Below are 23209 nucleotides of genomic sequence, written 5' to 3'. Positions count from 1 at the left end.
TTTGATAAGTTTCAAAAGTAACAAATAAAAAGCACTATTTGTGGTTGATGTGGCAGATACACGTTAAAAATTTGTTAGTTTGATTTTCAATCTTCGACAGCATTTAAAATAGTTGTATTTTTAACGAAAATTAACCAAACTACATGAATTCTATAGCAGAACCTGATTGTTGCAAAAACGATGGTATTTAGGTATGAAAGTAACACATATTCCTTTTCAAAAGACGGGTTTTTTCTCTAAAACAATGGCAGATTATTTAGAGAAAAGTGATCAAATTAAACCTTTTTATCATAATTTTCCGGATATCAACGGATTTCATAATCAAATTGAAGAAAAGAGAACCTCATTTCGTTTACAAACGAGATTGGTTTTGGTAGATGCTTTAAAAAAGCAATATCAACCTTTTAATACCTCTGAAAAAACAGCACAAAATATTGCCTTGCTAAAGCAGCAAAATACCTTTACAATAACAACGGGGCATCAATTAAATTTATTTACGGGGCCTTTGTATTTCTTATATAAAATTATTTCTACAATTAATTTATCCGAAGAATTAGCCGATAAATTTCCAGAAGAAAACTTTGTGCCTATCTATTGGATGGCCACAGAAGATCATGATTTTGATGAAATTAATTATTTTAATTTTGATGGTAAAAAAGTAAGTTGGAATAGAAATGATGGGGGAGCAGTCGGTCGTTTTTCTACAGAAGGTTTAGAAGATGTTTTTGAAGTTTTCTCGAATCATTTAGGGAACTCTAAAAATGCAGAATATTTAAAAAACCTTTTTTCTGAAGGCTATTTAAAACATGATAATTTAGCGGATGCAACTCGTTTTATTGCCAATGAGCTATTTAAAGAATATGGGTTGGTTATTATTGATGGTGATGATAAAAAACTAAAACAATTATTTACGCCTTTTGTGAAGGATGAATTAGAGTATGAAACCTCTTTTAAAGAAGTTTCGAAAACGATTTTAGAACTTGAAAAAAACTATCCGATTCAAGTAAATCCTAGAGAAATTAATTTATTTTATTTGAGTGATGATTATAGAGAACGCATCATTTTTGAAAATAATTTATTTAAAGTAAACAATACAAATATTACGTTTTCAAAAGCAGAAATTCTAAAAGAAGCAGATGAAAATCCGTTAGCTTTCTCTCCAAATGTAATTATGAGACCACTTTTTCAAGAAGCTATTTTACCAAATCTCTGTTATATTGGCGGTGGCGGCGAAATGGCATATTGGTTACAACTTAAAGATTATTTTGAAAAAGTAAAAGTGCCTTTTCCTATTTTATTGTTGCGTAATTCTGTGCAAGTAATTTCTGATAAACAAGCTAGAAAATTATCAAAACTAAACATTACAGAAGAAGAAGTTTTTTTAAATCAGTTTGATTTATTGTCGAAAAAAGTAATTTCAAATTCAGCATTAGAAATAAGTTTCGATGACAAAAAGCAATTTTTACAAGCGCAGTTTGTAGACTTAAAAAAAGTTGCTAAAAAGACAGATGTTACTTTTGTAAATGCGGTAAATGCCCAAGAAAGAAAACAACTAAAAGGTTTAGAAAATCTAGAAAAACGCTTGTTAAAAGCAGAAAAGAAAAGACAACAAGATTTGGTAGATAGAATTACACTACTTCAAAATGAATTGCTACCAAATGAATCTCTAGAAGAGCGCCAGCGTAACTTTTCTGAATATTATTTAGAATACGGTACTAGTTATATCACAAATTTAAAAGATGCTTTAAAGCCATTACAGTTGGAATTCACGATAATTACGCTATAAATGAGGTCTCTTTTTTTTAAAAAAAAGATTGTAGATTTTAGAAAGTTATTTTTTCTAGCTGTTATTTTAATTTTTTCGTATTGTGCTAATAGAATAGAGCGCGCTAAAATTAGTTTACATACTATTGAAAATAAAATAGATTCTGCTTATATAGAGGCAGAATTTAATCATAATTACGAACCGCTTATCGAGGTAAATCATTTTATAGATCAAAATAATTTAAAATTTGATGACCCTTGTATCTCGGTAAAAATCGCAATTTCTAGATCGCTCGAAAGTTACGTGGCACAAGTAGATTATTCTAAAATGTACGATTTGGCAAATAAGGCTCTTTTAGCATCTAAAAAGTGTACAAATAAAGAGTTCAAAGTTTCAATCTATAACCTTTTAGGTATTTACTATTTTAAAAAAGATGATTTTGAAAAAGCTCAAGTAAATTACGAATTGTCTATTTTTTTTAACGGAGAAAACACAAATAATCCTATTGTTATAGATTCTTATTATAATCTTGTAGCCACTCAAATAATTTCTAAAAATTGGAAGCAGGCTTTAGAAACTTCAATTAAAGCAATTTCTTTACTGAACAAAATTGAAAGTAAACGATTGCTTTTAAAGTATTTTTATATTTATAAAGCCAAGGCTCATTTTAATCTAAATGAGTATAATTTAGCAGAAAAATCATTAAATGAAGCTCTTAGTTTAACAGAGGTTCAAGAAGGAAAAATGGTTAAAAGTGAAACTGATAAGTTTTTTAAAGAAGTGTATACAATATATGCGCTGTTGAATACAGAAAAAGGAGATTATAAAGTTGCTTTAGAATACTCTAAACTTTCAGATTCATTAAATTTGAAACAATTACTTAATTTTGCTGACACTTCTAAAGATTTATTAATTATTAAAAATGAGCTCACAAATAAATTAAATGACAGCAATAATAAAATTATAAACACACAAAAAATAATATTGTTTGGCGCAATTGCTTTTTTAATACTTACGCTTGGTTATGCATACAGAATATATACAATTCAGAAGAGACTAAAGATTTCTTTGGGAAAAGAAGAGAAATTAAATACTAAACTAGTCAGAAATTTTGAGGAATTAGATAAAGCACACACAAAAAATTTTTTAAGAAAGATGGAAATAGAATCTTTGTTAAAGCTGAATGAACAAACATTACTCACTAAAACGCTAAAAATATCTACTTATAAAGATGCTGTGAACAATGTTATTGTAAAAATTAATAAACTAATAGAAGGCAGCGAAAGTATTAAAAACACTAAAATGCATTCGGTAAATAGAGCACTGCAAAAAATTATATCTGAAGAAGAATTTTGGGAAGATTTTAAAATGGAGTTTGAAAAAAACCGAGTAAACTTTTTTAATAAATTATTAGAAAGAAATGCTAGCTTATCAATTTCAGAACAAAAACATTGTGCTTATATTGCTATTAATTTAAAAAGTAAAGAAGTAGCTACTATTTTAAATTTGTCGCCTAGAAGTGTGGAAACAACACGGTATAGAATAAAGAAAAAAATGAATCTTGAAGACCAAACTTTGCATAATTTTTTAAAAAAACTCTAAAAAAAAAGTACCGTTTGAAATTTTTATCAAACAGTACTTTAACAATATAACAAGCTGGGGGATTTTAACTTTTTGGGATTGCTTAAACTGATAATTTTTTAATTCAAAGTTAAAGATTCATTTCCTTAATTTTTAAGGTGTAGTATGTTTGTAGTATTTTAGTAATTGGTTTAAGAAGCGAAATTATTTTTTAATTAATTGACTGGTAGTTGTTTAAAATTAAAAAGCTTGTTTTTTAAAATTTTATAAACATCAATGAAGTATTTTAAAAGCTAGCTTTTTCTTGTAAATACAGAATATAAAATAGAATAGATGAAAGAAAAGAGTTTACATTCAAAAAATAAATTTAATAAAGGTTATAATTTTGACGAGCTAACCATCAAAAACCCTAAATTAAAAGAGTTTGTATCAAAGAATAAATACGATGTTATGACCATCGATTTTTCTAATCCAGAGGCTGTAAAAGAATTAAATAAAGCGTTACTTTTTACTTTTGATACAATGACTGTTTGGGATTTTCCCGATGAAAATTTATGTCCGCCGATTCCCGGACGTTTAGATTATATACATCATTTAGCAGATTTAATTTCATCCGAAGAAGTTATTAAAATATTAGATATTGGTACAGGAGCCACTTGTATTTATCCGCTTTTAGGAGTTGCTGAATACAATTGGAATTTTGTTGCTACAGACATTGATTTAGATTCGTTAGATACTGCCCAAGATATTATTTACGACAATAAATTAGAATCAAAAATTGAATTGCGTCAGCAGCTAGATGAGCAGCAAATTTTAAAGGGTATTTTAAAAGAAGACGATGTGTTTTTTGCAACAATGTGTAATCCGCCTTTTTACAAATCGGCAGCAGAAGCGCAAGGAGCAAACAGAAGAAAAACACGAAATTTAGGAAACAATGCGGTTAGAAATTTTTCTGGAAATAATAACGAGTTATGGTATGTAGGAGGAGAGAAGGCTTTTTTACACAATTATTTGTATGAAAGTTCTTTGTTTAAAAACAAAAGTACATGGTTTACAAGTTTAGTTTCTAAAAAAGAAAATGTAGAAAGTTTAGAGAAATCATCAAAAAAATTGGGTGTCACAGATTTTAAAGTAATACCAATGAGCCAAGGGAATAAAGTTACTAGAATTGTTTGTTGGCGGTATTAAGCGCAAAGTTCTTTTTAATTTCTCTATTGCTATATACACTAAAAAGCAATAGGGAAAATTTGCTATTGAACAACGTTTTATAATCCGTGTAATTAATTAAATCTGTGTCTGTTTTTATTGCTGTATTTTTATGATTTGTTTGTGAATCTCGGCGTATCTGTAAATAATTTGTTTCAATATTTTCGCTATAAATCTTTCTATTCTTTTTTTAATTAAAAACCACATCTTCAATTTTATACTTTTTACAAACAAAATGTAAAATAGTATAAACTAACATGTGCACAAATACCAAACAAACAAAAGCATATAGAGGAACTCCTAAAAGTTGATACGGCCAATAATACGTCCAAACCCCTAAATAAATGGTAATTACTTCACCAAAAGCGGGTAGTACTAAAGCAAGAATAATGGCTAAAATAATTTTATTTTTTTGAGTTTGACTTGTTAAAAGCGGAATTAAATTTCGTTCTAATTTATATAAGTAATGAAAAGCAAGCATCCAAGCAAACGGAAGCCACAAAGGTAGTTTTCTGGTAACTTCATGGTATTCCCAATATCCATTTGCAACACCCCAAGTTTCCCCAACTAGGCCTCCAAAACCGGTGAGTAACATACCTATAAGTAATAGCCAGTTTTTATGTTCTTTTGGTTTGATGATTTCTTTGTAGATATTGTGTATAATTTTAACCATTAAAAGAACGGCAATAACCCCATCATATTCTTTTAAAACACCAATGAGAACGCCTGCAATAATTAGTTTTATAATGGCTTTTAAAATCTCTGTAAAAAATCGTTTTTTATTATTTATCAAAATTGTGATGTTCTTTTTTTAGTTTCTGATATCTTTTTCTTGCAATTTGTACTCCATAAAATAGACATAAAATCCGTATGCTGCCGTTGTAATCGCGAACAAGAAAGGAAAAAATTTTAAGAATTCAACTGTAAAACCGTCTTTTATGAAACAATAAATTAGGCTACAAGGAAAGCTGAATATTGTTGTAGTTTTTAGGGTGTAATTTTTTTTACTTGTTCTTTTTGATTTCCAATACTTATAAAATTTTTGATTCTTTTTTTTGTGTACTTCAGAGTTCATAGCAAAATAGATTAAATGTTAAAAATAGTATTTTTATTTAAGTTTTTTACAATATAATGAGTTGTTTTATTTGCTCTTCAAAGAGTTTGAACTCACAAAATTGTTTACCCGGTTTAGGATTCAATCAAATTTTTATTTTATCTTTATTAACACTTTCTTTAGAAATATTATTAAAATATTCAATACTATTTACTGTAAATTAAGTAGAACTAAACTTATTATGAAAAAATTTGTCCTTGTAACAATTTTATTAGCGCTTACAGCGTCCGCTATATTAGCGCAAGCGGCACATAAAAAAGAATTTGAAAAAATTTATTTTGGCATAAATAGTGGCTTTAATCACACTTTTTCTACCATAGAAGCATTTAATATTGAAGATACAGGTTTCTATGCTGGTCTCTTTTTAGAGAAAAGTCTTTCAGGTAAATTCAATATTAAGTTCGAAACAATATTTTCTACTGTTAGAGAATATCAGGCATTTGTCGTAGAATTACCAATTATGGTTCAATATAAATTTGCAAGCAAAGTAAGTGCATTGTCAGGTTTTCAAGTAGACTACTTATTTGGTGATACGAAGAGAAACCCTAATGTTTTTGAAAGTAATTTTGGTGTTGGTTTAAATATAGGATTTCAATATGATTTTGCAGAAAGCTGGTTTTTAGAAACTAGGTATATTCATAGCATTACGAAACAAATAGAGACAGAAAAATTAAAAAGAAAAAGTGTACGTTTAGGAATTGGATATAGATTTTAAAATGCATAAAAAAAACTGAAGTAATTAGCTTTGGTTTTAAGTTTTATATTTATTCTTGTCCGATTAAAGATTCAATCTTACTAAGCTTTTAGACTTAAGAACCAAGATTTGCCCTTAACTATCTGACAAATAAACATAATTTGAGTTAAAATTATCTACTTTATCTTCCTTAAATTATTTTTAAAAAAGCAAGGTATTCTTTAAAAAATTCTTGCTATTCTTTATTTTAAAAGGATTTATCAAACTAAAAATATGTTTAATCGATCACTAATGATTACTACAAATTAGGAATTACTAATTCTTGACCTGGATGAATCACATCAGGATTTTTTAAGATGTCTTTATTTGCCTCAAAAATAACAGTATATTTCATTGGTTTGCTATAATACTGTTTTGCAATTTTACTCAACGTTTCTCCTTTTTGTACGGTGTGTTTTGCGTACATAGAAATATCAGCTACTTTAATATTTGCTTTAATATCTGTAGGATTATCGCCACCAACTTTTTTTATTTCGTCCCAAAGAAGATTTTTTTCATATTGGTTTTTAGCGGTTCCGTTAATATGTAGAACGCCATTTTCTTCTTTTACATCTCCATTATCAATATTTAAAATTTTTCCTAAATCTAATACACCTTGATATTTTGCTTTCATAGTTGTTTTATTTATTATCTAATAGTTTGTGTTTCGTCTGTATAATATCCTTGCTGTGTTAGATCACCCTCTAACTCACCAGCTAATTTTGCTTTTCTTCTTTCTAAATAAATCTCTTCATAATCTTGCGTATAATGCGGAGAAGTAACTACGTTTAAATCAAATTTTACGGTTGTAAAAATATCTTTTTCTGTGTTTGCAAGAATCGTTATATAAAACTCTACGTATCCAATGTTTTTGGCACTATCATAGTCTACTACGATTAAACCAAAATCATCTTTATCAATAGATTCAGAAGGGAAATCAATATTTATGCAACCACAAGACGCTTGCACATCGTAGATAATTAAAGGCTCATTACCTCTATTATATAATTTGTAGATTGATGTTAATTCTGATCCCCGTAATATTGGATAATAATGACGTTCAGGATCTATAATTTCCATTTTTGTTTTCCGCACGTTTTCTATATCTGGCTTTCTAAAGCAAGAGGTCATTAAAAGAACGAGTGATAAGAGTAAGAATATTTTTTCATTATGCTAAGATTAATCTTTTTAGTTAAATATGATTTCATCGCAAGCCAAAGCATTTTTGCCAACAATAGTACTTTTACTCACTTTAACAATAAATATATCTGGTAATTGGTTGTTATCATAAGCTTCGGGTAATAGTATGGATACTTCTTTGGTATCTAGATTAATAGCGTCTAATTTAAGTCTTATTTTTTTTATTAATTTATAATCTGTGTTAAATATTTCTATAGCACTAGGATAGTAAATAGCATGTTTTGTGTCTTGTAAAAACGAGAATGTAATTTTAGTCGATTTTGAAATCTCTTTTTTATCAATTTTTAAAACTAAATTATCGATTGAGCTTATATGCCAATTTGTAATATAATCGTTTAGACCAAAGGCACCATCATTTAAGACTGTGATATCTGTATAATCTTCATCTAACTTAGATAAAACTTCGAATGGTTTTTTATAAAAGTAGTGTTTTCTTTTATGGTATTTATAAATCGTTTTTCGCCAGCTATTAATATAATCTTCAATTTTATATTTTACTTCATTATACGTTTTTAGGTCTGCAGACCTGCTGTAATCTGCTAATTTATCTAACAAAAGCCCCACTTCATCTTTTATGATGATCTCGCTATCAGAATTTAGAATAGCAAAGCCATAAATACCAAAACCATAATCTCTCATGATTTCTAATTTAAGAAAAGTAATTGCTGTGGCAATTTTTAAATACTCTTTATCAAATTTATTTGCCTGCGTATGCGTATCGAATTCGGTAGAAAAGTCAAAAAAGACTTTAGGATCTAAATATTTTCTTACGGTTTGATGAATACCGCTGTAAATACTCAACTCTTTGTTGCTTGTAAAAAAAGAATTGTCTATAAATGTGTAATAATTGGTTAAAATATCGGCTAATTTTTTTGAAAACCTGTGATGAAAATACACATTGATTTCGGTATCTACGTCGATGTTCGGATCCCATAAAAGCTTCGCAAATAAGGTTGCTTTTAAGTCTTGAAATGTGCTATAATTATATTCACTACCATGCAAGAAAACACCGTTTACGCCTAGTTTTTGGTATAGTTTTAGGTTGCTTTGAGTTACTTTAATCGTTGGGTAAATATCAAAATAATTATCAAAATTTACCGTATAATCCCATATATAAACATTATTTACATAGGCACGCCATCTTTTAATATCGTTCTCAAACTTTTTAAAATATTCAGAATCCTTGATAGGTATTCCTTTTTGAATAGCAATGGTGCTATAAAATATACCTGTGTTTGATTCGGCGTTAAATTTGGGTATCTCTTTTACCGTGATGTATGCGGTTGTAAAAAATAACAATTGTTTATTGTCTTTCGCCAATTTATTTAAAAAAGTAAAAACTGCGGGTGCTGCATCAGTAGTAGAATTACCAACGGCTTTACAAGTGCTACAGGTACAAACAATACTGTTGTCATTAGGTAAAATCATGTATTTGTTAAGGGCGTTATCACTTTGATAGGTAAGTTTTACTTTTTCGTTTACATATTTAAACAAACTATCACTCGTAAAACAAAATTGTTGATCAATTCGTCTACTTTGTACTTTCCTGAAATAGGTTGACTAAAAATTAAACACTTAATTATAGTCACTTATGAAAACACAAAAAGAACCCTGGCGAAAAAAAACATACGAAAAAGCAACTTTAGAACTCAAATTATTCGTCGTTGACCAAATTCAAAACTGGCAGATTTCTACCAATTATGCTTCTAAAAAAAGATGATGTGCCTAGAACCACAATTGGGTATTGGATCAAAAAATACAGTACTTTAGTGCAACAAAACACGGGTATGAGTAAATTAGATGAGATTAAAAAACTAAAGGAACGTATTGAAGAACTGGAGTTTGTAAAAGACTTTCAACAGGATATCATTGCAGATATGGAAATTATTACTGGAGTCGACTTGTCAAAAAAGTCGTTACCCAAAACACCTGCCTGCCGGCAGGCAGGTTAGCAAAAGAGATAGAATTAAAAAAGAAAAACCGTTTAAAAGAAAATGGTTCTATCAATGTTTTGGGATTAGTAAACAAGCCTTCCATAAAAGATGTAAAGCCCAAGAAAACAAAAAGTTAAACGATAAAAAAATCATTGAAATGGTGCTGGAATATCGTGAAAAAGTGGGTATGAGAACAGGTGGAATTAAACTCTATACAGAACTTAAACAAGACTTTATAGATCACGAAATTAAAATCGGTAGAGATAAATTTTATGATGTATTAAGGCTTCACAATCTTTTAGTCCCTAAACTTAAAAACTATGTAACAACAACTAACTCTAATCATCAATTTAGAAAGTATAAAAATCTTATTCATAATAAAGTACCAACAAGACCAGAACAACTATGGGTAAGCGATATAACATATATTAAAACAGATAGTGGACACAACTATTTAGCAATCGTTAGAGATGCATATTCAAAGCAAATTATGGGTTATAAACTTGATAATAATATGAAGACATCACTTTGTACTGAAGCCTTCGAAATGGCTATTAAAAATAGGAAATACCCAAATAAAAAACTCATCCATCATTCAGATAGAGGTTTTCAATACTGCAACCCTAAATATACCCAATTTGCTGAAAATAATGGAATTACAATGAGTATGACAGAACAATATGACCCATATGAAAATGCAATTGCTGAAAGAATTAATAGAACTTTAAAATATGAATATGGATTAAAACAAACAATTAAAAATACAACTATAGCACAAGAAACCGCAAAACAAGCTGTATATATTTACAATAATTTAAGAACACATTTTAGCCTAGACTTAAGAAAACCAGCGGAGGTACACCTAAATCCAACAGTAAAATATAAATGCTACAGAAGAAATAAAAAGGACGTGGAAAATTTATTAATTTAGTATATTGCAATAACTATTTTAAAATGCCAAATGTAGAAAGTTATTCTGATTTTTTTTTGGCCTATTAAAAGGCCATCAAAAAAAAAACGGAAATAACTTTCGGTAAAATTGAAGAAATTAACCTAAAAAAAGGTCAACCTATATCAGTATAATACATTCGATTAATTCCGTTTCTATAATAGCAATATTTAATTCTCCTAATGTTAAAATTGCCTGAGCTCTAACTAATTCGTTATCGTCTTCTAGCTTTTCTATTAAGATATCATCGATACCTTTTTGTTTAAAGAAGCCTACCATTTTTATAAGAAAAACAACAAGAGAGTCGTTTTTAGAGTAGTTAATCCATTTTCCTAATCCCTCTAAATTACCTCTATTTTTTTGAAGTTCTAAATACTGCATCAACTCAATTTCATCCCATTTACTCAAAGATTTATCGAATTCATCAAAAAATCGATACGGATCATTTGAGCTCAAAGCTAAATGAGAATTTCTAGCTTCACTTCTAATTAATTTATTTTTACTGTAGGCATATCTTAATATTTTAGAGTCAAATTTATTTAAATCTAAAACAAAGGCTTCTTGGAAAGCATCAATTTTTTCACTGTTAGACCGTGAATCAAATTTTCTTTCTAAATGCTCTACAATACTTAATGCACTAATGATTAGAGGGTATTTATCTGATTCTTTATGATCATTTTTATATTCTACAAGAACCCCAATTCCAATATCTAAAGACTCTCTATTTACCTCGTTTACTATTTCCTCAAATTTTGTAAATATTTCTTGTTCCGTATAATTTTTGTCTGTGAACAAAATATCATTAAACAATTTAATAATTTCGGGGAGACTATTTTTTAAGGTTTTTTGCAACCTGTTATGTCTCCTTCTTATTGTATAAATTGTAATCATAAGTGCCAAAGTAGCAACCATAAACGCCAAAGTTAATACAATTGTAATTTGTATTATTAACGGAAATGTTTTTATCTAATAGATAAAAGTAAGAAACCACTCTACGAAACTCATTTATTTGTTTTGTATGTTAATTTGGCGCTAAAGAGAGGGAACTATTTATATTGTAACTGGGGCAAAAGTAGTAAAAAATTTATACTTTTGATATTATTTTTCTGTAAATTAACACTATTTATAGGTGAATTACCTCGTCATAGGCATCTGCGACAGCTTCCATTACAGCTTCACTCATGGTTGGGTGGGGGTGAATAGTTTTTAGTACTTCATGCCCAGTAGTTTCTAGTTTTCTTCCTAAAACTGCTTCTGCAATCATATCTGTTACCCCTGCACCAATCATATGGCAGCCTAACCACTCTCCGTATTTTGCATCAAAAATAACTTTTACAAAACCATCTTTTGTTCCGGCAGCAGTTGCTTTACCAGATGCAGAAAAAGGAAATTTACCAACTTTTAATTCATAACCTGCTTCTCTTGCTTTTGCTTCCGTCATGCCAACCGATGCAATTTCTGGTGTAGAATACGTACAACCAGGAACGTTTCCGTAATCTATCGGTTCTGTGTGCAAACCTGCTAATTTTTCTACACAAGTAATTCCTTCAGCAGAAGCAACATGTGCCAAAGCTTGGCCTGGAGTTATATCTCCAATAGCGTAATAACCAGGTATATTTGTCTGGTAAAAATCATTTACTAATATTTTATCTCTGTCAACAATAATACCAACATCTTCTAAACCAATGTTTTCGATGTTTGACTTGATGCCAACAGCCGATAATAAGATATCTGCTTCTAATTTTATTTCACCTTTCTTTGTTTTTACAGTGGCAACAACCCCTTCACCAGAAGTGTCTACAGACTCAACCGAAGCATTTGTCATTACTTTAATTCCTGCTTTTTTGAAAGAGCGCTCAAATTGTTTAGAAACGTCGATATCTTCAACAGGCACTAAATTTGGTAAAAATTCTACAATAGTTACGGCTGTTCCCATGGTGTTGTAGAAATGTGCAAACTCCACGCCAATGGCTCCAGAACCTACTACAATCATAGATTTTGGTTGCTTTGGCAACGTCATTGCTTTTCTATATTCGATCACTTTTACACCATCTTGGGGTAAATTTGGCAATTCTCTAGAGCGAGATCCTGTTGCAATAATAATATTGTCTGCGCTATATTCAGTTACCTTTCCGTCTTCGGCAGTTACATCTACTTTTTTACCCGTTTTAATTTTACCAAAACCGTTTAAAATGTCAATTTTATTTTTCTTCATTAAAAAAGCAACACCTTTGCTCATGCCATCTGCAATACCACGACTTCTTTTAATAACAGCTCCAAAATCTTTATCAATTGCTTCTGCTTTTAAACCATATTCATCTACATGTTTTAAATAATCATAGACTTGTGCAGATTTTAATAACGCTTTTGTAGGAATACAACCCCAGTTTAAGCAAATTCCGCCTAAAGATTCTTTCTCTACAATCGCAACTTTAAAGCCTAACTGAGATGCTCTAATTCCAGTTACATATCCTCCAGGTCCACTTCCAATAATAATGATGTCGTATTTCATAATCGTGTTTTTATCTTTTTAATGCTAAAATTTTGGGCGTTTTAACGGGCTTTCCGTTCTATCTTTTTAGTTTTTATGTGTTCTCAAACAAGTAATAGACAAATTTAATAATTCTTTGCTAATTAATGAATCAATTGAAAACTAAAAAGGATGCCACTGCAATCCCTAACGCACTTATTTATAAACTTTTATAATTTTTTAACAAATACATTTTCTATTTGCTAATTTTTCGCAAACAATTTCTTCTCTAATCAGGGGTTTCGATACGCTTTTACATTCTTTCAGGAACAGTAATGCCTAGTAAAGAAAACGCTAATTTTATAGTATCTGCTACTTTCTTTGCTAACCGAACCCTAAATATTTTTTTATCTTTATTTTCTTCTCCTAAAATAGATACATTCTGATAAAAAGAATTAAACCCTTTTACCAAGTCGTAGGTATAATTTGCAATGATTGCTGGCGAATAATTGGCGGCGGCTTGTTGAACCATTTCCGGAAATAATTCTAATTGTTTTAATAATTCCTTTTCTTTTTCGTGCAATTCAATAGCAACGGGTTGTGAATAATCAAAAGCTGCTTTTCTAATGATTGATTGAATTCTTGCGTAGGTATATTGTATAAACGGACCGGTGTTTCCTTGAAAATCTACCGAAGATTTTGGGTCGAATAAAATTCTCTTTTTAGGATCTACCTTTAAAACAAAATATTTTAAAGCTCCTAATCCAATTTTGTGATATAAATCTTGTTTTTCAGTGTCAGAATATCCGTCTAGTTTGCCTAGTTCTTCAGAGATTTCTTTTGCAGTGCTCGTCATTTCAACCATTAAATCATCAGCATCTACCACGGTTCCCTCTCTAGATTTCATTTTCCCAGAAGGTAAATCTACCATACCATAACTTAAATGATGCAATTGATTTGCCCAATCAAACCCTAATTTTTTCAAGATTAAAAACAGTACTTGAAAATGATAATCTTGCTCATTACCAACGGTATATACCATTCCGCCAACATCAGGAAAATCTTTAGCACGCTGAATTGCCGTACCAATATCTTGTGTCATATAAACGGCCGTACCGTCTGAACGCAAAACAATTTTTTCGTCTAAACCATCTTCGGTTAGATCGCACCAAACAGAGCCATCTTCTTTTTTGTAAAAAACACCTTTTTCGATACCTAATTCAACAAAATCTTTTCCTAACAAATACGTGTTACTTTCAAAATACAAGGTATCAAAGTCTACCCCCATATTTTTGTAGGTTTCATCAAACCCGGTATATACCCAAGAATTCATTTCTTTCCAAAGTGTCACAACATGATCATCTCCAGCTTCCCATTTTAATAGCATTTGTTGTGCTTCTAAAATTAAGGGTGCTTGCTTTTTTGCTTCTTCTTCCGTTTTTCCTTCCGCTATTAAGTGCGCAATTTCTTTCTTATATTCTTGATCAAACTTTACATAATAACTACCAACTAATTTATCTCCTTTTCTTAATTCAAGATTTAAGGTAGTTTTTGGAGTTTCTTTTTGTCCATCAGTCCCGTTGGGAGCGTATTTTTCCCAAGCCAACATCGATTTGCAGATATGAATTCCTCTATCGTTAATGATTTGTGTTTTGTATACTTTTTTACCAGAGGCTTTTACAATTTCGGCAACAGCATACCCTAATAAATTGTTACGAACATGCCCTAAATGCAAAGGTTTATTGGTGTTTGGCGATGAATACTCAACCAAAACAGCTTTTTCATCCGCCTTTGGCGCAACAAAACCATATGTAGCATTTGTGTACATTGAGTTGAAAAATTCCACATAAAAAGCATCAGAAATTACTAGGTTTAGAAAACCCTTTACCACATTGTAGCGCGTAATTTCAGTAATGTTTTCTGTGATATATTTTCCTAAATCTTCACCAATCTGAACAGGATTTCCTTTTTTATAGCGCAATAACGGAAAAACTACGACGGTAATATCACCCTCAAATTCCTTGCGAGTTGCTTGGAATTCTACTGTCGGAATTTCTATTTGATACAAGGCCAAAAAGGCTTCTTTAACTTTGGTTTCGATAAGATTTTGAATGCTCATTATTATGCTAAAATTGATTTGCGAAATTACATAAATTTAAATAAATTTTTAATAGAATTAATCGTATTTTTCGGGCATGGAAAAACGCCTCGAAATACTACCAAAATTAGCAGAAGAAGCAAGAAAAGAGAACAAAAAATACTTCACAAATTTAAAGAAAAGAACACCTAAAAATTTAGATTATGTAATGCAAGAATTACATGATGCTGAGTTTGCAAAAACAGACTGTTTAGAATGCGCAAATTGCTGTAAAACTTCAAGTCCGATATTTATCGATAAAGATATTCAACGTATTTCTAAACATTTTAAAATGAAGGTTGCAGATTTTACGGCTACCTATTTAGAAAGAGATTCTGATGACTTTATGGTTCTAAAAACGGCGCCTTGTTCTTTTTTAGATCTTTCTGATAATACGTGTTCTATTTATGAGGTTCGTCCTAAAGCTTGTGGAGAATATCCGCATACAAACAGACGTAAATTTATTCAAATTACAGATTTAACCATAGAAAATACTGCTGTTTGCCCTGCAACGTATAATATTGTAGAAGCTTTAAAAAAGCGTTTACCGTATGATTATAAAGAAAAAAAGGTCAGGAGTTAATTTGAGTTAGAAATTAAATGATCGGAAAATTCTGTTCTAATCAATATATTCTCCTTTTTTATTTCAAGTATCTTTTCTTTTAAAAAGATATAATTTTCAATGATCAAATTTGTGTTAATTTTAAGTAAGTAATTATGTTGTTTACGAATATCTTCTAATTGTTTAAAATCATAAGAGGTATTTATTTCAATTATTTGGGTAGAGAATTTTTCCAAATAATTTTCACGATTATTATCTTTGTCAGCCTTTGGTGCTTCTATGTTGGAGTTAGGGGGGTAGTGATAATTGTTCATTCCAAAAGTCAAATTCGTCTAAATAAGTACTATACAAGTTTCTTTTAATGTCTAAATCTAATAATAGCAATGAAGCTGTGACATTAAAACTCCAGAACTCGATATAAACTTTTATTAAATTTCTTAAAGTTATTCCATTTCCTATATAAATAGCAGGAAAGTTAGCATCGAATTTATCTTTGAAAAGTACAAAACGTAGTAATATTTCAAAGCTACTAGCTGTTTTTGCATTCAATTTTAATTTAAGAGAATCGTTAAAATCCTTAAATAAATGAATTCCGCCATTAAATTTAGCTAAAGAGTCAAAAAAAATTAAATTATTTTTTTGATACCAATTAAATCATACACTTTAAAATTAAAGTTATAAGAGTATTCTTCCCAAAAACCATATTTATTTTTACCGACTGTAATTGTGGAATCTTTTGGAATGGTAACTAAAATTATATTTAAGCGTATCTTTTTTGAAATAATAGAAAATAGTATTTCTTGTTGTTTTAAATCTCTCTGCTGTAACATACGAATACATATCTTCAAGAAAAACGGAATCATTTCGAAATGTAATGGATGGTAAATGAGATAAACTGTGATTTTCATTAAGGTTTATCCAAGTTCCTTTGTAATCTTTAGAATTGAATTTTTCGTTACAAGAGAATAGTAGAAGCAAGGGTATAAGAAATACAAACCTTTTCATAAAAAACAATTTTCTAATCGTACATTAAATATTGCTCTCTTACCAATTTAAACGCCTCTATAGCTACCTTCCAAGTTTTTCTGATTTCTTCAGATGTTAACCCTTGTTCTATTTGTTGCTGCAGTTTTTTTGTTCCGGCCAAATTCGTAAAGAACGTATTAAAGAATTCTTTTGATGAATTTTGTTTGTAGGCTTTTATCAGAAAAGAGAGATCTAAATGAGAACGTTTTTTAGCCGATCTTAAATCTTCACCAAAACAAAGCTCATTTTTATACTTCGGATATTTAGCGCCTTCATTGGCTTGTGGTGTGAAAGAAAATTCGTTTTTTGCTAAAAAAGGAGCACCATAGATTTGAAATTGCATTGCTGTTCCTCGTCCGGCAGAAACAGTAGTACCCTCAAAAAAACAAAGGCTAGGGTATAGGTTAATGCTTTTATCATTTGGTAAATTTGGCGAAGGTTTTACAGGCAAACTATAGGCTGTTTGATGTGTATAATTTTCTAAAGGAATCACTTTTAAATCACAAATTAATTTGTTAGGTAACCATTTTTCGCCATTGATCATTTTTCCGTATTCGCCAATGGTCATTCCGTAAACTACAGGAACTTTGTGCATACCCACAAAACTTTTATGCGCTATTTCTAAAACCGGACCATCTATATAATGCCCGTTAGGATTTGGTCTGTCTAAAATAATAACTTTTATATTTAATGCTGCGCAAGCTTCCATGACATAATGTAACGTAGAAATATAGGTGTAAAAACGAGCACCAACATCCTGAATATCAAAAACAACAACATCAATACCTTTTAATTGGTCTTCGGATGGTTTTTTGTTATTTCCATAAAGAGAAATAATTGGTAAACCGGTTTTGGTATCAAAGCCGTCTTTAATAATTTCACCAGCATCTGCTTTGCCTCTAAAGCCATGTTCGGGTGCAAAAACTTTTATAATATTGATTTGTAAGGCTAATAAAGAATCAACAAGATGCACTGCAGGTTGGTTTTTACCTCTTTTTTCTATTACAGAGGTTTGATTCCCAACAATGGCAACATTTTTTCCTTTTAATAAATTGAGATACAAATCGGTTCTTTCTGCACCTGTTGTAATATGTAGTTGTTGAGAACTCTGAACATTGATTTGTGAACTTTGAACAGAAGTTCTTTGAGCACAAGAAATCAGCTGAAAATTCATGAAGAAAAATAAGAATAAATATGTACTTTTGAGTGGTTTTAAATGTATCATCAATTTGAATTACGAGTTATTTATTGCAAAACGCATTATCGCTGGCAAAAAGTATAAAAATAGCATTTCATCGCCAATAATAAAAATCGCAATTACAGCAATTGCGTTAGGAATTATTATTATGCTAATTGCTGTGGCAACGGGGGCTGGCTTGCAGTATAAAATACGCGATAAAATGGCGGGTTTTAAAGGGCATGTGCAAATTGTAAATTTCGATGCCAATAACTCTGATGTTTCTACTACGCCCATTGATAAAAATCAAGACTTTTATCCGAAGTTTAAAAATATTTCTGGTATTAAAAGTATTCAGGTATTTGCAAACAAAGGCGGAATTTTAAGAACAGAAACCGATTTTGAAGGTATTATTTTTAAAGGGGTTTCTACAGATTATGATTGGTCTTTTTTTAAAGAATATTTAGTTGCAGGTAAAGTGCCCAACCTTAAGCAGCAAAGAACTAAAGAGGTGTTGCTTTCGCAAACTATTATGAATCGCTTGCAATTAAAACTAAACGATACCATTTTAGCAACTTTTTTAAAAACAGAAACAAGCCAATTACCCTCAAATAGAAAGTATATTATTTCAGGAATTTATAATTCTGGTTTTGCGCAGTTTGATAAAGGGATGATGATTGGTGATATTAGAGAGGTACAAAAATTAAATAAATGGACAGCAGATCAGGTTGGTGGTTTTGAGGTTATTTTAGATAATTTTGATGAAATTGACGAAAAAGGAGAAGAGATTTATAGACAAACTAGCGCTACATTAAAAAGTACAAGTATTGTAGATACCTATCAAAATATTTTTGATTGGATTAAATTATTCGACAATAATATCTGGTTTATTATCGCTATTATGATTGTAATTGCAGGCATTAATATGATTACAGCTCTGCTTGTTTTAATTTTAGAACGCGTGCAAATGATTGGTATTCTAAAAGCTTTAGGAAGTTATAGCACAAGCATTAGAAAAATATTTTTATACAACGCTGCTTATCTTATTGTAAAAGGGCTTTTTTGGGGAAATATTATTGGGTTGCTGTTGATTTTTATTCAGTATTATTTTGAGGTGATTAAATTAGATCCAGAAACTTATTATGTAAGTGTAATGCCAGTTTACATTTCTTTATCGGCAATTCTATTACTTAATTTAGGAACCTTGTTTTTATGTTTTTTAATGTTGATCATTCCGTCATATATTATTACTAAAATAGAGCCATCAACAGCTATTAAGTTTTCTTAATGAAACTCAATTTTGAAAAACAACAAAGCCTATGAACTCAAAATTGTATCTTGAATCTGCCTGTCTGGTAAGGAGGTTTATCCCGCTTCAAATGCTGAAAAGTATTCAGTATCTAGAGAGATTTTAAGTTTAATTTTCCATACGCTTTGTGTCGTAATGTTAAAAAAAACCTCATTTTTTTGATACCTCGATGGCGCTGTCTAAAGGTTGTTTATTGCATTGTGTTTTTATGACTTTTTCTGGTTAATTGGTTATCAATTCATAAAAACTAGACAACTATTATTTAAAACTTTACGTCTCTTTTAAATAGTGCAGCTGTTAGATAAAAAAATAATAAGCCTATATTTATAAGTTAAGAACTTGAATGAAAAACAGAATAATCGGAATTGATGTTGCAAGAGCTTTAGCAGTTATCGGAATGATAATTGTAAATTTTAAAGTGGTTTTGGGAGAAGATGGCGTACATTGGTTAAAGTCTTTTGCCAATGCTTTTGATGGAAAAGCAGCAGCTACTTTTGTAGTTTTAGCTGGCGTAGGACTCGCTTTGATGACGAAAACAGCCCTTAAAAACAATGATAAAGTAACATTGAAAATTGTTCGTATTAAAATTGCCAAAAGAGCTTTGTTTCTATGCATTGTTGGTTTTTCTTATATAACGATTTGGCCAGCAGATATTCTACATTTTTACGGCGTTTATATGGCAATTACAATCTTATTACTTTCTAGTAACAACAAAACCATTTTAATTTCAGCCATTTCTTTCATTGTCTCTTTCCCGATACTCATGATATTCTGGAATTATGATTCAGGATGGGATTTTGATACATTAGCGTATCAAGATTTTTGGACACTCAATGGGTTTATAAGAAATCTCTTTTTTAACGGTTATCACCCAGTAATTCCTTGGACTGCTTTTATGTTATTTGGTTATTGGTTTGGAAAAAAGGAGATACACAGCGCTAAATTCGTAAAAAAAACGTTTTGGATTAGTACCGTCATTTTTAGTTCTATTCAAGTTGCGTCTTATTGGTCTATTGTATTTTTATCCGAAGGTGATCAAGAATACGCAAATGAAATCACGGAAATTATTGGAACCAACCCGATGCCACCATTGCCTGTTTATATGTTTAGCGGAATTTCAATTGCATTTGTAATCATTACAGCTTGTATTCTAATTTCAAAGCGTTTTGAACATACTATAATCATAGATGCACTCAATAAAACGGGTCAATTAGCACTAACTTTTTATGTAGCACATGTTGTTATTGGTATGGGAATTGTAGATGCGATAAATCCTTCTAAAATGGGTGAATATACTATTCAATTTTCTTTGATGTATGCCATAGGGTTTAGTTTAATTTGTATTTTGTTTGCAGTAATTTGGAGAAAATATAAAAAATTTGGACCATTAGAGTGGATTATGAGAAAAGTAACGGATTAGAAAACTTCTTATAATGAAAGTGGAACTTAATTACTTAATTGCTGTCGAGAATATAAAAAGTTATTTTGAGCAATTTTTTGTATCACTATAGGCTCTTTTAAATAAATTATTTTACCAGAAATACATTGAATTTCTGCGTTGGCGATTGAATGGTTTGTTTAAGCGCGCTCGCTTTTTTGCGAGAAGCGAGTAACCTTTCGATTACGCTCAAAATAAATTCGAGCGCGACCTTTTTAGGTAACGCCCAAAAAATAATTATCTTTGCACTTGTAAAATAACGAAATGAACTACGCAGAAAATATATTAGAAACTATTGGGAATACACCTTTAGTAAAATTAAACGTTTTAACTAAAGAGCTGCCTTGTTTGGTGCTTTCTAAATATGAAACTTTTAACCCAGGAAACTCGGTAAAAGATAGAATGGCATTGCAAATGATTAAGGATGCAGAAGCAGACGGACGTTTAAAACCCGGAGGAACTATTATAGAAGGAACTTCTGGAAATACAGGAATGGGTTTGGCTTTAGCCGCAATTGTAAAAGGTTACAAATGTATTTTTGTAATGGCAGACAAGCAATCTAAAGAAAAGATAGATATTTTAAGAGCAGTTGGTGCAGAAGTTGTTGTTTGCCCAACAAATGTAGAACCGAGTGATCCTAGATCTTATTATTCAGTTTCTAAACGTTTAGGAGAAGAAACACCAAATTCTTGGTATGTAAATCAATATGATAATCCGAGTAACTGTAAAGCACATTTTTTAAGTACGGGTCCAGAAATCTGGGAACAGACCGAAGGGAAAGTAACGCATTTTGTGGTTGGAGTAGGCACTGGAGGAACAATTTCTGGTGTTGGTAGTTATTTAAAAATGAAAGCCAGAGAAGCAGGAACGACTGTAAAAGTTTGGGGAATTGATACCTATGGTTCTGTGTTTAAAAAATATCATGAAACGGGTGTTTTTGATGAAAATGAAATTTATCCTTATATCACAGAAGGAATCGGGGAAGATATTTTACCGTTAAATGTGAATTTTGGAGTAATTGACGGTTTTACCAAAGTAACCGATAAAGATGCAGCAATTTATACGCAACGTTTGGCAAAAGAAGAAGGTATGTTTTTAGGAAACTCTGCCGGTGCTGCCGTAAAAGGCTTGTTGCAATTAAAAGAACATTTTACAAAAGATGATGTTGTAGTCGTTTTATTTCACGATCATGGAAGTAGATATGTGGGGAAAATGTTTAATGATACTTGGATGCGTGAAAGAGGTTTTGTAGAGGAAGAAATTAAAACAGCTGCTGATTTAATTAAAAATCATGCAGATAAACCTTTGGTGTTTGCACAAACAGAAGAATTAGTTTCGCATGCTATTGAGCGAATGAAATCTTTTAAAATATCTCAAATACCTATTAAAGACATCAATGGTTTTGTTGGTTCTATTGATGAATCTGTTTTGTTACACCATTTTATTGCTGATAAAAATATTGCAGAAAAGCCAATTAAAGATATTATGGGCAAACCTTATGCGGTCGTTAAAAAAACTGCAAAATTAGAAGTTATTTCTAAATTGATTAATAAGGAAAATCAGGCGGTATTAGTAGATTTAGAAAACGGAAACCATCATATAATTACGAAGTATGATATTATTAGTGCGATGTAATGAACGATAAATCTGTTCATTCTGCAGACGTAAAGTCTACAGTGAACAAAAATGTACGATCTTTTTTAATAAAGTACCTATCCTAATAGTGTGTTCTAGAAGAAATACAAAAACAAGTTTATCAATTGGGGTATTTATAATTTGTAAAAACGTCTAAAAAGAAACTTTTAGGCGTTTTTTTATGAGTAAAACTTAATTTTTGAAAATAGTAAAGCGATGAATTCAAAATTATTCGTTGAACTAATCTTGTTTCTAGTGTAGAATTTGTTTTAGTATTCAGCGATATTTTGTGATTAATACCAAATTAGCCTTATAATGCCGTAATAAATCGTTTCTTTTTCGCTTACCTTTCATCAAAAATAATTACCGTAACGATGCTATGCTAATTACTTTTCATTTCAATTAATCAAAAAATAATTCAATTTATTTGCACGTCACTATAAAACTAAATTGGTATAAGAGGCTGATGCTATGCATGAAAATATTAAAATTTCACTTTTATTTAATTTTTAAATGCCGGTATATTAAGGTTGTGCATTAAATTTTATCAATCATTATCGTCAAATTATATCCATTCAGCGCAGCATATAAACAACTAAACGAAAAGTCTCTATTTAATTTAAGAAGTGTTGTTTATTTACAGTGTATTTAATAATACAATACAAATTTTGTAAGTTGGGGAATTTATAAATTGTACTAAATTTCGTCTAAAATTATATTTTAGACGATTTTTTTTTGTTTCAGAAATATTGAAGTCTGCTGTTTATAGTTGATTTATAAATTATTCGAGAACTGCGCTTTGAGTAAGAAAAGAACAGATTATAAAATTTAGTTTGCCAATATTTTGATTTTTTTAAGTTGATTTCTATATGCCGTTTTTTAATTACCGTTAAATTATATCCATTCAGCGCAGCATATAAACAACTAAACGAAAAGTCTCTATTTATTCTAACAAGTGTTGTTTTTTTGCAGT

Annotated in this window: 19 protein-coding genes and 1 pseudogene; 10 read left to right on the top strand and 10 right to left on the bottom strand. The window is 30.1% G+C overall.

Features of this window, described 5'->3' with window-relative positions:
- Positions 1-193: 193 nt before the first annotated feature.
- The 3 genes from bshC (at position 194) to rlmF (ending at position 4534) form a co-directional block, all read left to right on the top strand.
- Positions 194-1786, top strand: a complete 1593-nt coding sequence (gene bshC / locus ES044_RS13875; protein WP_147187293.1) for a bacillithiol biosynthesis cysteine-adding enzyme BshC — start codon at positions 194-196, stop codon at positions 1784-1786.
- The gene (locus ES044_RS13870) at positions 1787-3367 is read left to right on the top strand and encodes a tetratricopeptide repeat protein (protein ID WP_147187290.1); all 1581 of its coding nucleotides are present in this window, start codon (positions 1787-1789) and stop codon (positions 3365-3367) included.
- A gap of 312 nt (positions 3368-3679) precedes the next feature.
- A complete protein-coding gene (gene rlmF, locus ES044_RS13865) occupies positions 3680-4534 on the top strand; it encodes a 23S rRNA (adenine(1618)-N(6))-methyltransferase RlmF (RefSeq protein WP_147120581.1) in 855 nt (284 codons plus the stop codon).
- Positions 4535-4742: 208 nt separating this feature from the next.
- Here rlmF and ES044_RS13860 read toward each other — a convergent pair whose 3' ends face one another.
- Complete coding sequence (locus ES044_RS13860; protein WP_147187288.1) at positions 4743-5345, bottom strand: hypothetical protein; 603 nt, start codon at positions 5343-5345, stop codon at positions 4743-4745.
- A 502-nt stretch (positions 5346-5847) separates the two neighbouring features.
- Between ES044_RS13860 and ES044_RS13855 the strand changes: the two genes are divergently transcribed.
- Positions 5848-6381 (top strand): outer membrane beta-barrel protein, encoded by a 534-nt coding sequence (locus ES044_RS13855; RefSeq protein WP_147120579.1) that lies wholly within the window; start codon positions 5848-5850, stop codon positions 6379-6381.
- Between the two features lie 277 nt (positions 6382-6658).
- Here the strand turns inward: ES044_RS13855 and ES044_RS13850 are convergent, their stop codons facing one another.
- From ES044_RS13850 to ES044_RS13840, 3 genes and pseudogenes are all read right to left on the bottom strand, one after another.
- Positions 6659-7033 carry a LysM peptidoglycan-binding domain-containing protein gene (locus ES044_RS13850; protein WP_147120578.1) on the bottom strand — a complete coding sequence of 125 codons (375 nt, stop codon included), beginning with the start codon at positions 7031-7033 and terminating at the stop codon, positions 6659-6661.
- A gap of 14 nt (positions 7034-7047) precedes the next feature.
- Positions 7048-7479: a DUF1573 domain-containing protein gene (locus tag ES044_RS13845; protein WP_189663340.1), complete on the bottom strand. Its 432-nt coding sequence runs from the start codon at positions 7477-7479 to the stop codon at positions 7048-7050.
- Positions 7480-7587: 108 nt separating this feature from the next.
- A pseudogene (locus tag ES044_RS13840) lies at positions 7588-9141 on the bottom strand (DUF4838 domain-containing protein); the annotation flags it as partial.
- A gap of 122 nt (positions 9142-9263) precedes the next feature.
- On the opposite strand from ES044_RS13840, the gene ES044_RS13835 reads away from it, so the two are divergent.
- Both ES044_RS13835 and ES044_RS13830 read left to right on the top strand, forming a co-directional pair.
- On the top strand, positions 9264-9551 hold the full coding sequence (locus tag ES044_RS13835; RefSeq protein ID WP_147187283.1) for a hypothetical protein: 288 nt from the start codon (positions 9264-9266) through the stop codon (positions 9549-9551).
- A complete protein-coding gene (locus tag ES044_RS13830) occupies positions 9469-10464 on the top strand; it encodes an IS3 family transposase (protein WP_190311497.1) in 996 nt (331 codons plus the stop codon). The genes ES044_RS13835 and ES044_RS13830 overlap by 83 nt, the downstream gene beginning before the upstream one ends.
- Positions 10465-10602: 138 nt before the next feature.
- Here the strand turns inward: ES044_RS13830 and ES044_RS13825 are convergent, their stop codons facing one another.
- The 3 genes from ES044_RS13825 to argS all read right to left on the bottom strand — a co-directional run bounded on the left by ES044_RS13825 (position 10603) and on the right by argS (position 15071).
- Complete coding sequence (locus ES044_RS13825) at positions 10603-11277, bottom strand: HEAT repeat domain-containing protein (protein ID WP_147187278.1); 675 nt, start codon at positions 11275-11277, stop codon at positions 10603-10605.
- A 328-nt stretch (positions 11278-11605) separates the two neighbouring features.
- Positions 11606-12994, bottom strand: coding sequence for a dihydrolipoyl dehydrogenase (gene lpdA, locus ES044_RS13820; protein ID WP_147187276.1), 1389 nt, complete (start codon positions 12992-12994; stop codon positions 11606-11608).
- Positions 12995-13265: 271 nt separating this feature from the next.
- Positions 13266-15071, bottom strand: coding sequence for an arginine--tRNA ligase (gene argS / locus ES044_RS13815; protein WP_147120462.1), 1806 nt, complete (start codon positions 15069-15071; stop codon positions 13266-13268).
- Between the two features lie 76 nt (positions 15072-15147).
- On the opposite strand from argS, the gene ES044_RS13810 reads away from it, so the two are divergent.
- A complete protein-coding gene (locus tag ES044_RS13810) occupies positions 15148-15672 on the top strand; it encodes a YkgJ family cysteine cluster protein (RefSeq protein ID WP_147120461.1) in 525 nt (174 codons plus the stop codon).
- On the opposite strand, the gene ES044_RS13805 is transcribed toward ES044_RS13810, so the two are convergent.
- From ES044_RS13805 to ES044_RS13795, 3 genes are all read right to left on the bottom strand, one after another.
- The gene (locus ES044_RS13805; protein ID WP_147120460.1) at positions 15669-15965 is read right to left on the bottom strand and encodes a hypothetical protein; all 297 of its coding nucleotides are present in this window, start codon (positions 15963-15965) and stop codon (positions 15669-15671) included. The genes ES044_RS13810 and ES044_RS13805 overlap by 4 nt on opposite strands.
- Positions 15966-16277: 312 nt before the next feature.
- On the bottom strand, positions 16278-16559 hold the full coding sequence (locus ES044_RS13800) for a hypothetical protein (RefSeq protein ID WP_147120458.1): 282 nt from the start codon (positions 16557-16559) through the stop codon (positions 16278-16280).
- 110 nt (positions 16560-16669) lie between these two features.
- A complete protein-coding gene (locus ES044_RS13795; protein ID WP_223269258.1) occupies positions 16670-17851 on the bottom strand; it encodes an exo-beta-N-acetylmuramidase NamZ domain-containing protein in 1182 nt (393 codons plus the stop codon).
- Positions 17852-17906: 55 nt separating this feature from the next.
- Here ES044_RS13795 and ES044_RS13790 point away from each other — a divergent pair, with 55 nt between their 5' ends.
- From ES044_RS13790 to ES044_RS13780, 3 genes are all read left to right on the top strand, one after another.
- The gene (locus ES044_RS13790; protein ID WP_147120456.1) at positions 17907-19142 is read left to right on the top strand and encodes an ABC transporter permease; all 1236 of its coding nucleotides are present in this window, start codon (positions 17907-17909) and stop codon (positions 19140-19142) included.
- Positions 19143-19506: 364 nt separating this feature from the next.
- Positions 19507-20583, top strand: a complete 1077-nt coding sequence (locus ES044_RS13785; protein ID WP_147120455.1) for a DUF418 domain-containing protein — start codon at positions 19507-19509, stop codon at positions 20581-20583.
- Positions 20584-20865: 282 nt separating this feature from the next.
- The gene (locus ES044_RS13780) at positions 20866-22236 is read left to right on the top strand and encodes a pyridoxal-phosphate dependent enzyme (protein WP_147120454.1); all 1371 of its coding nucleotides are present in this window, start codon (positions 20866-20868) and stop codon (positions 22234-22236) included.
- Positions 22237-23209 lie beyond the last annotated feature (973 nt).

Origin of the sequence: Polaribacter sp. IC066, assembly GCF_007997085.1 — a bacterium.
GTDB lineage: Bacteria > Bacteroidota > Bacteroidia > Flavobacteriales > Flavobacteriaceae > Polaribacter.
The sequence above is the reverse complement of the archived record's forward strand: the minus strand, read 5'-3'. Positions and strand labels throughout refer to the sequence as shown.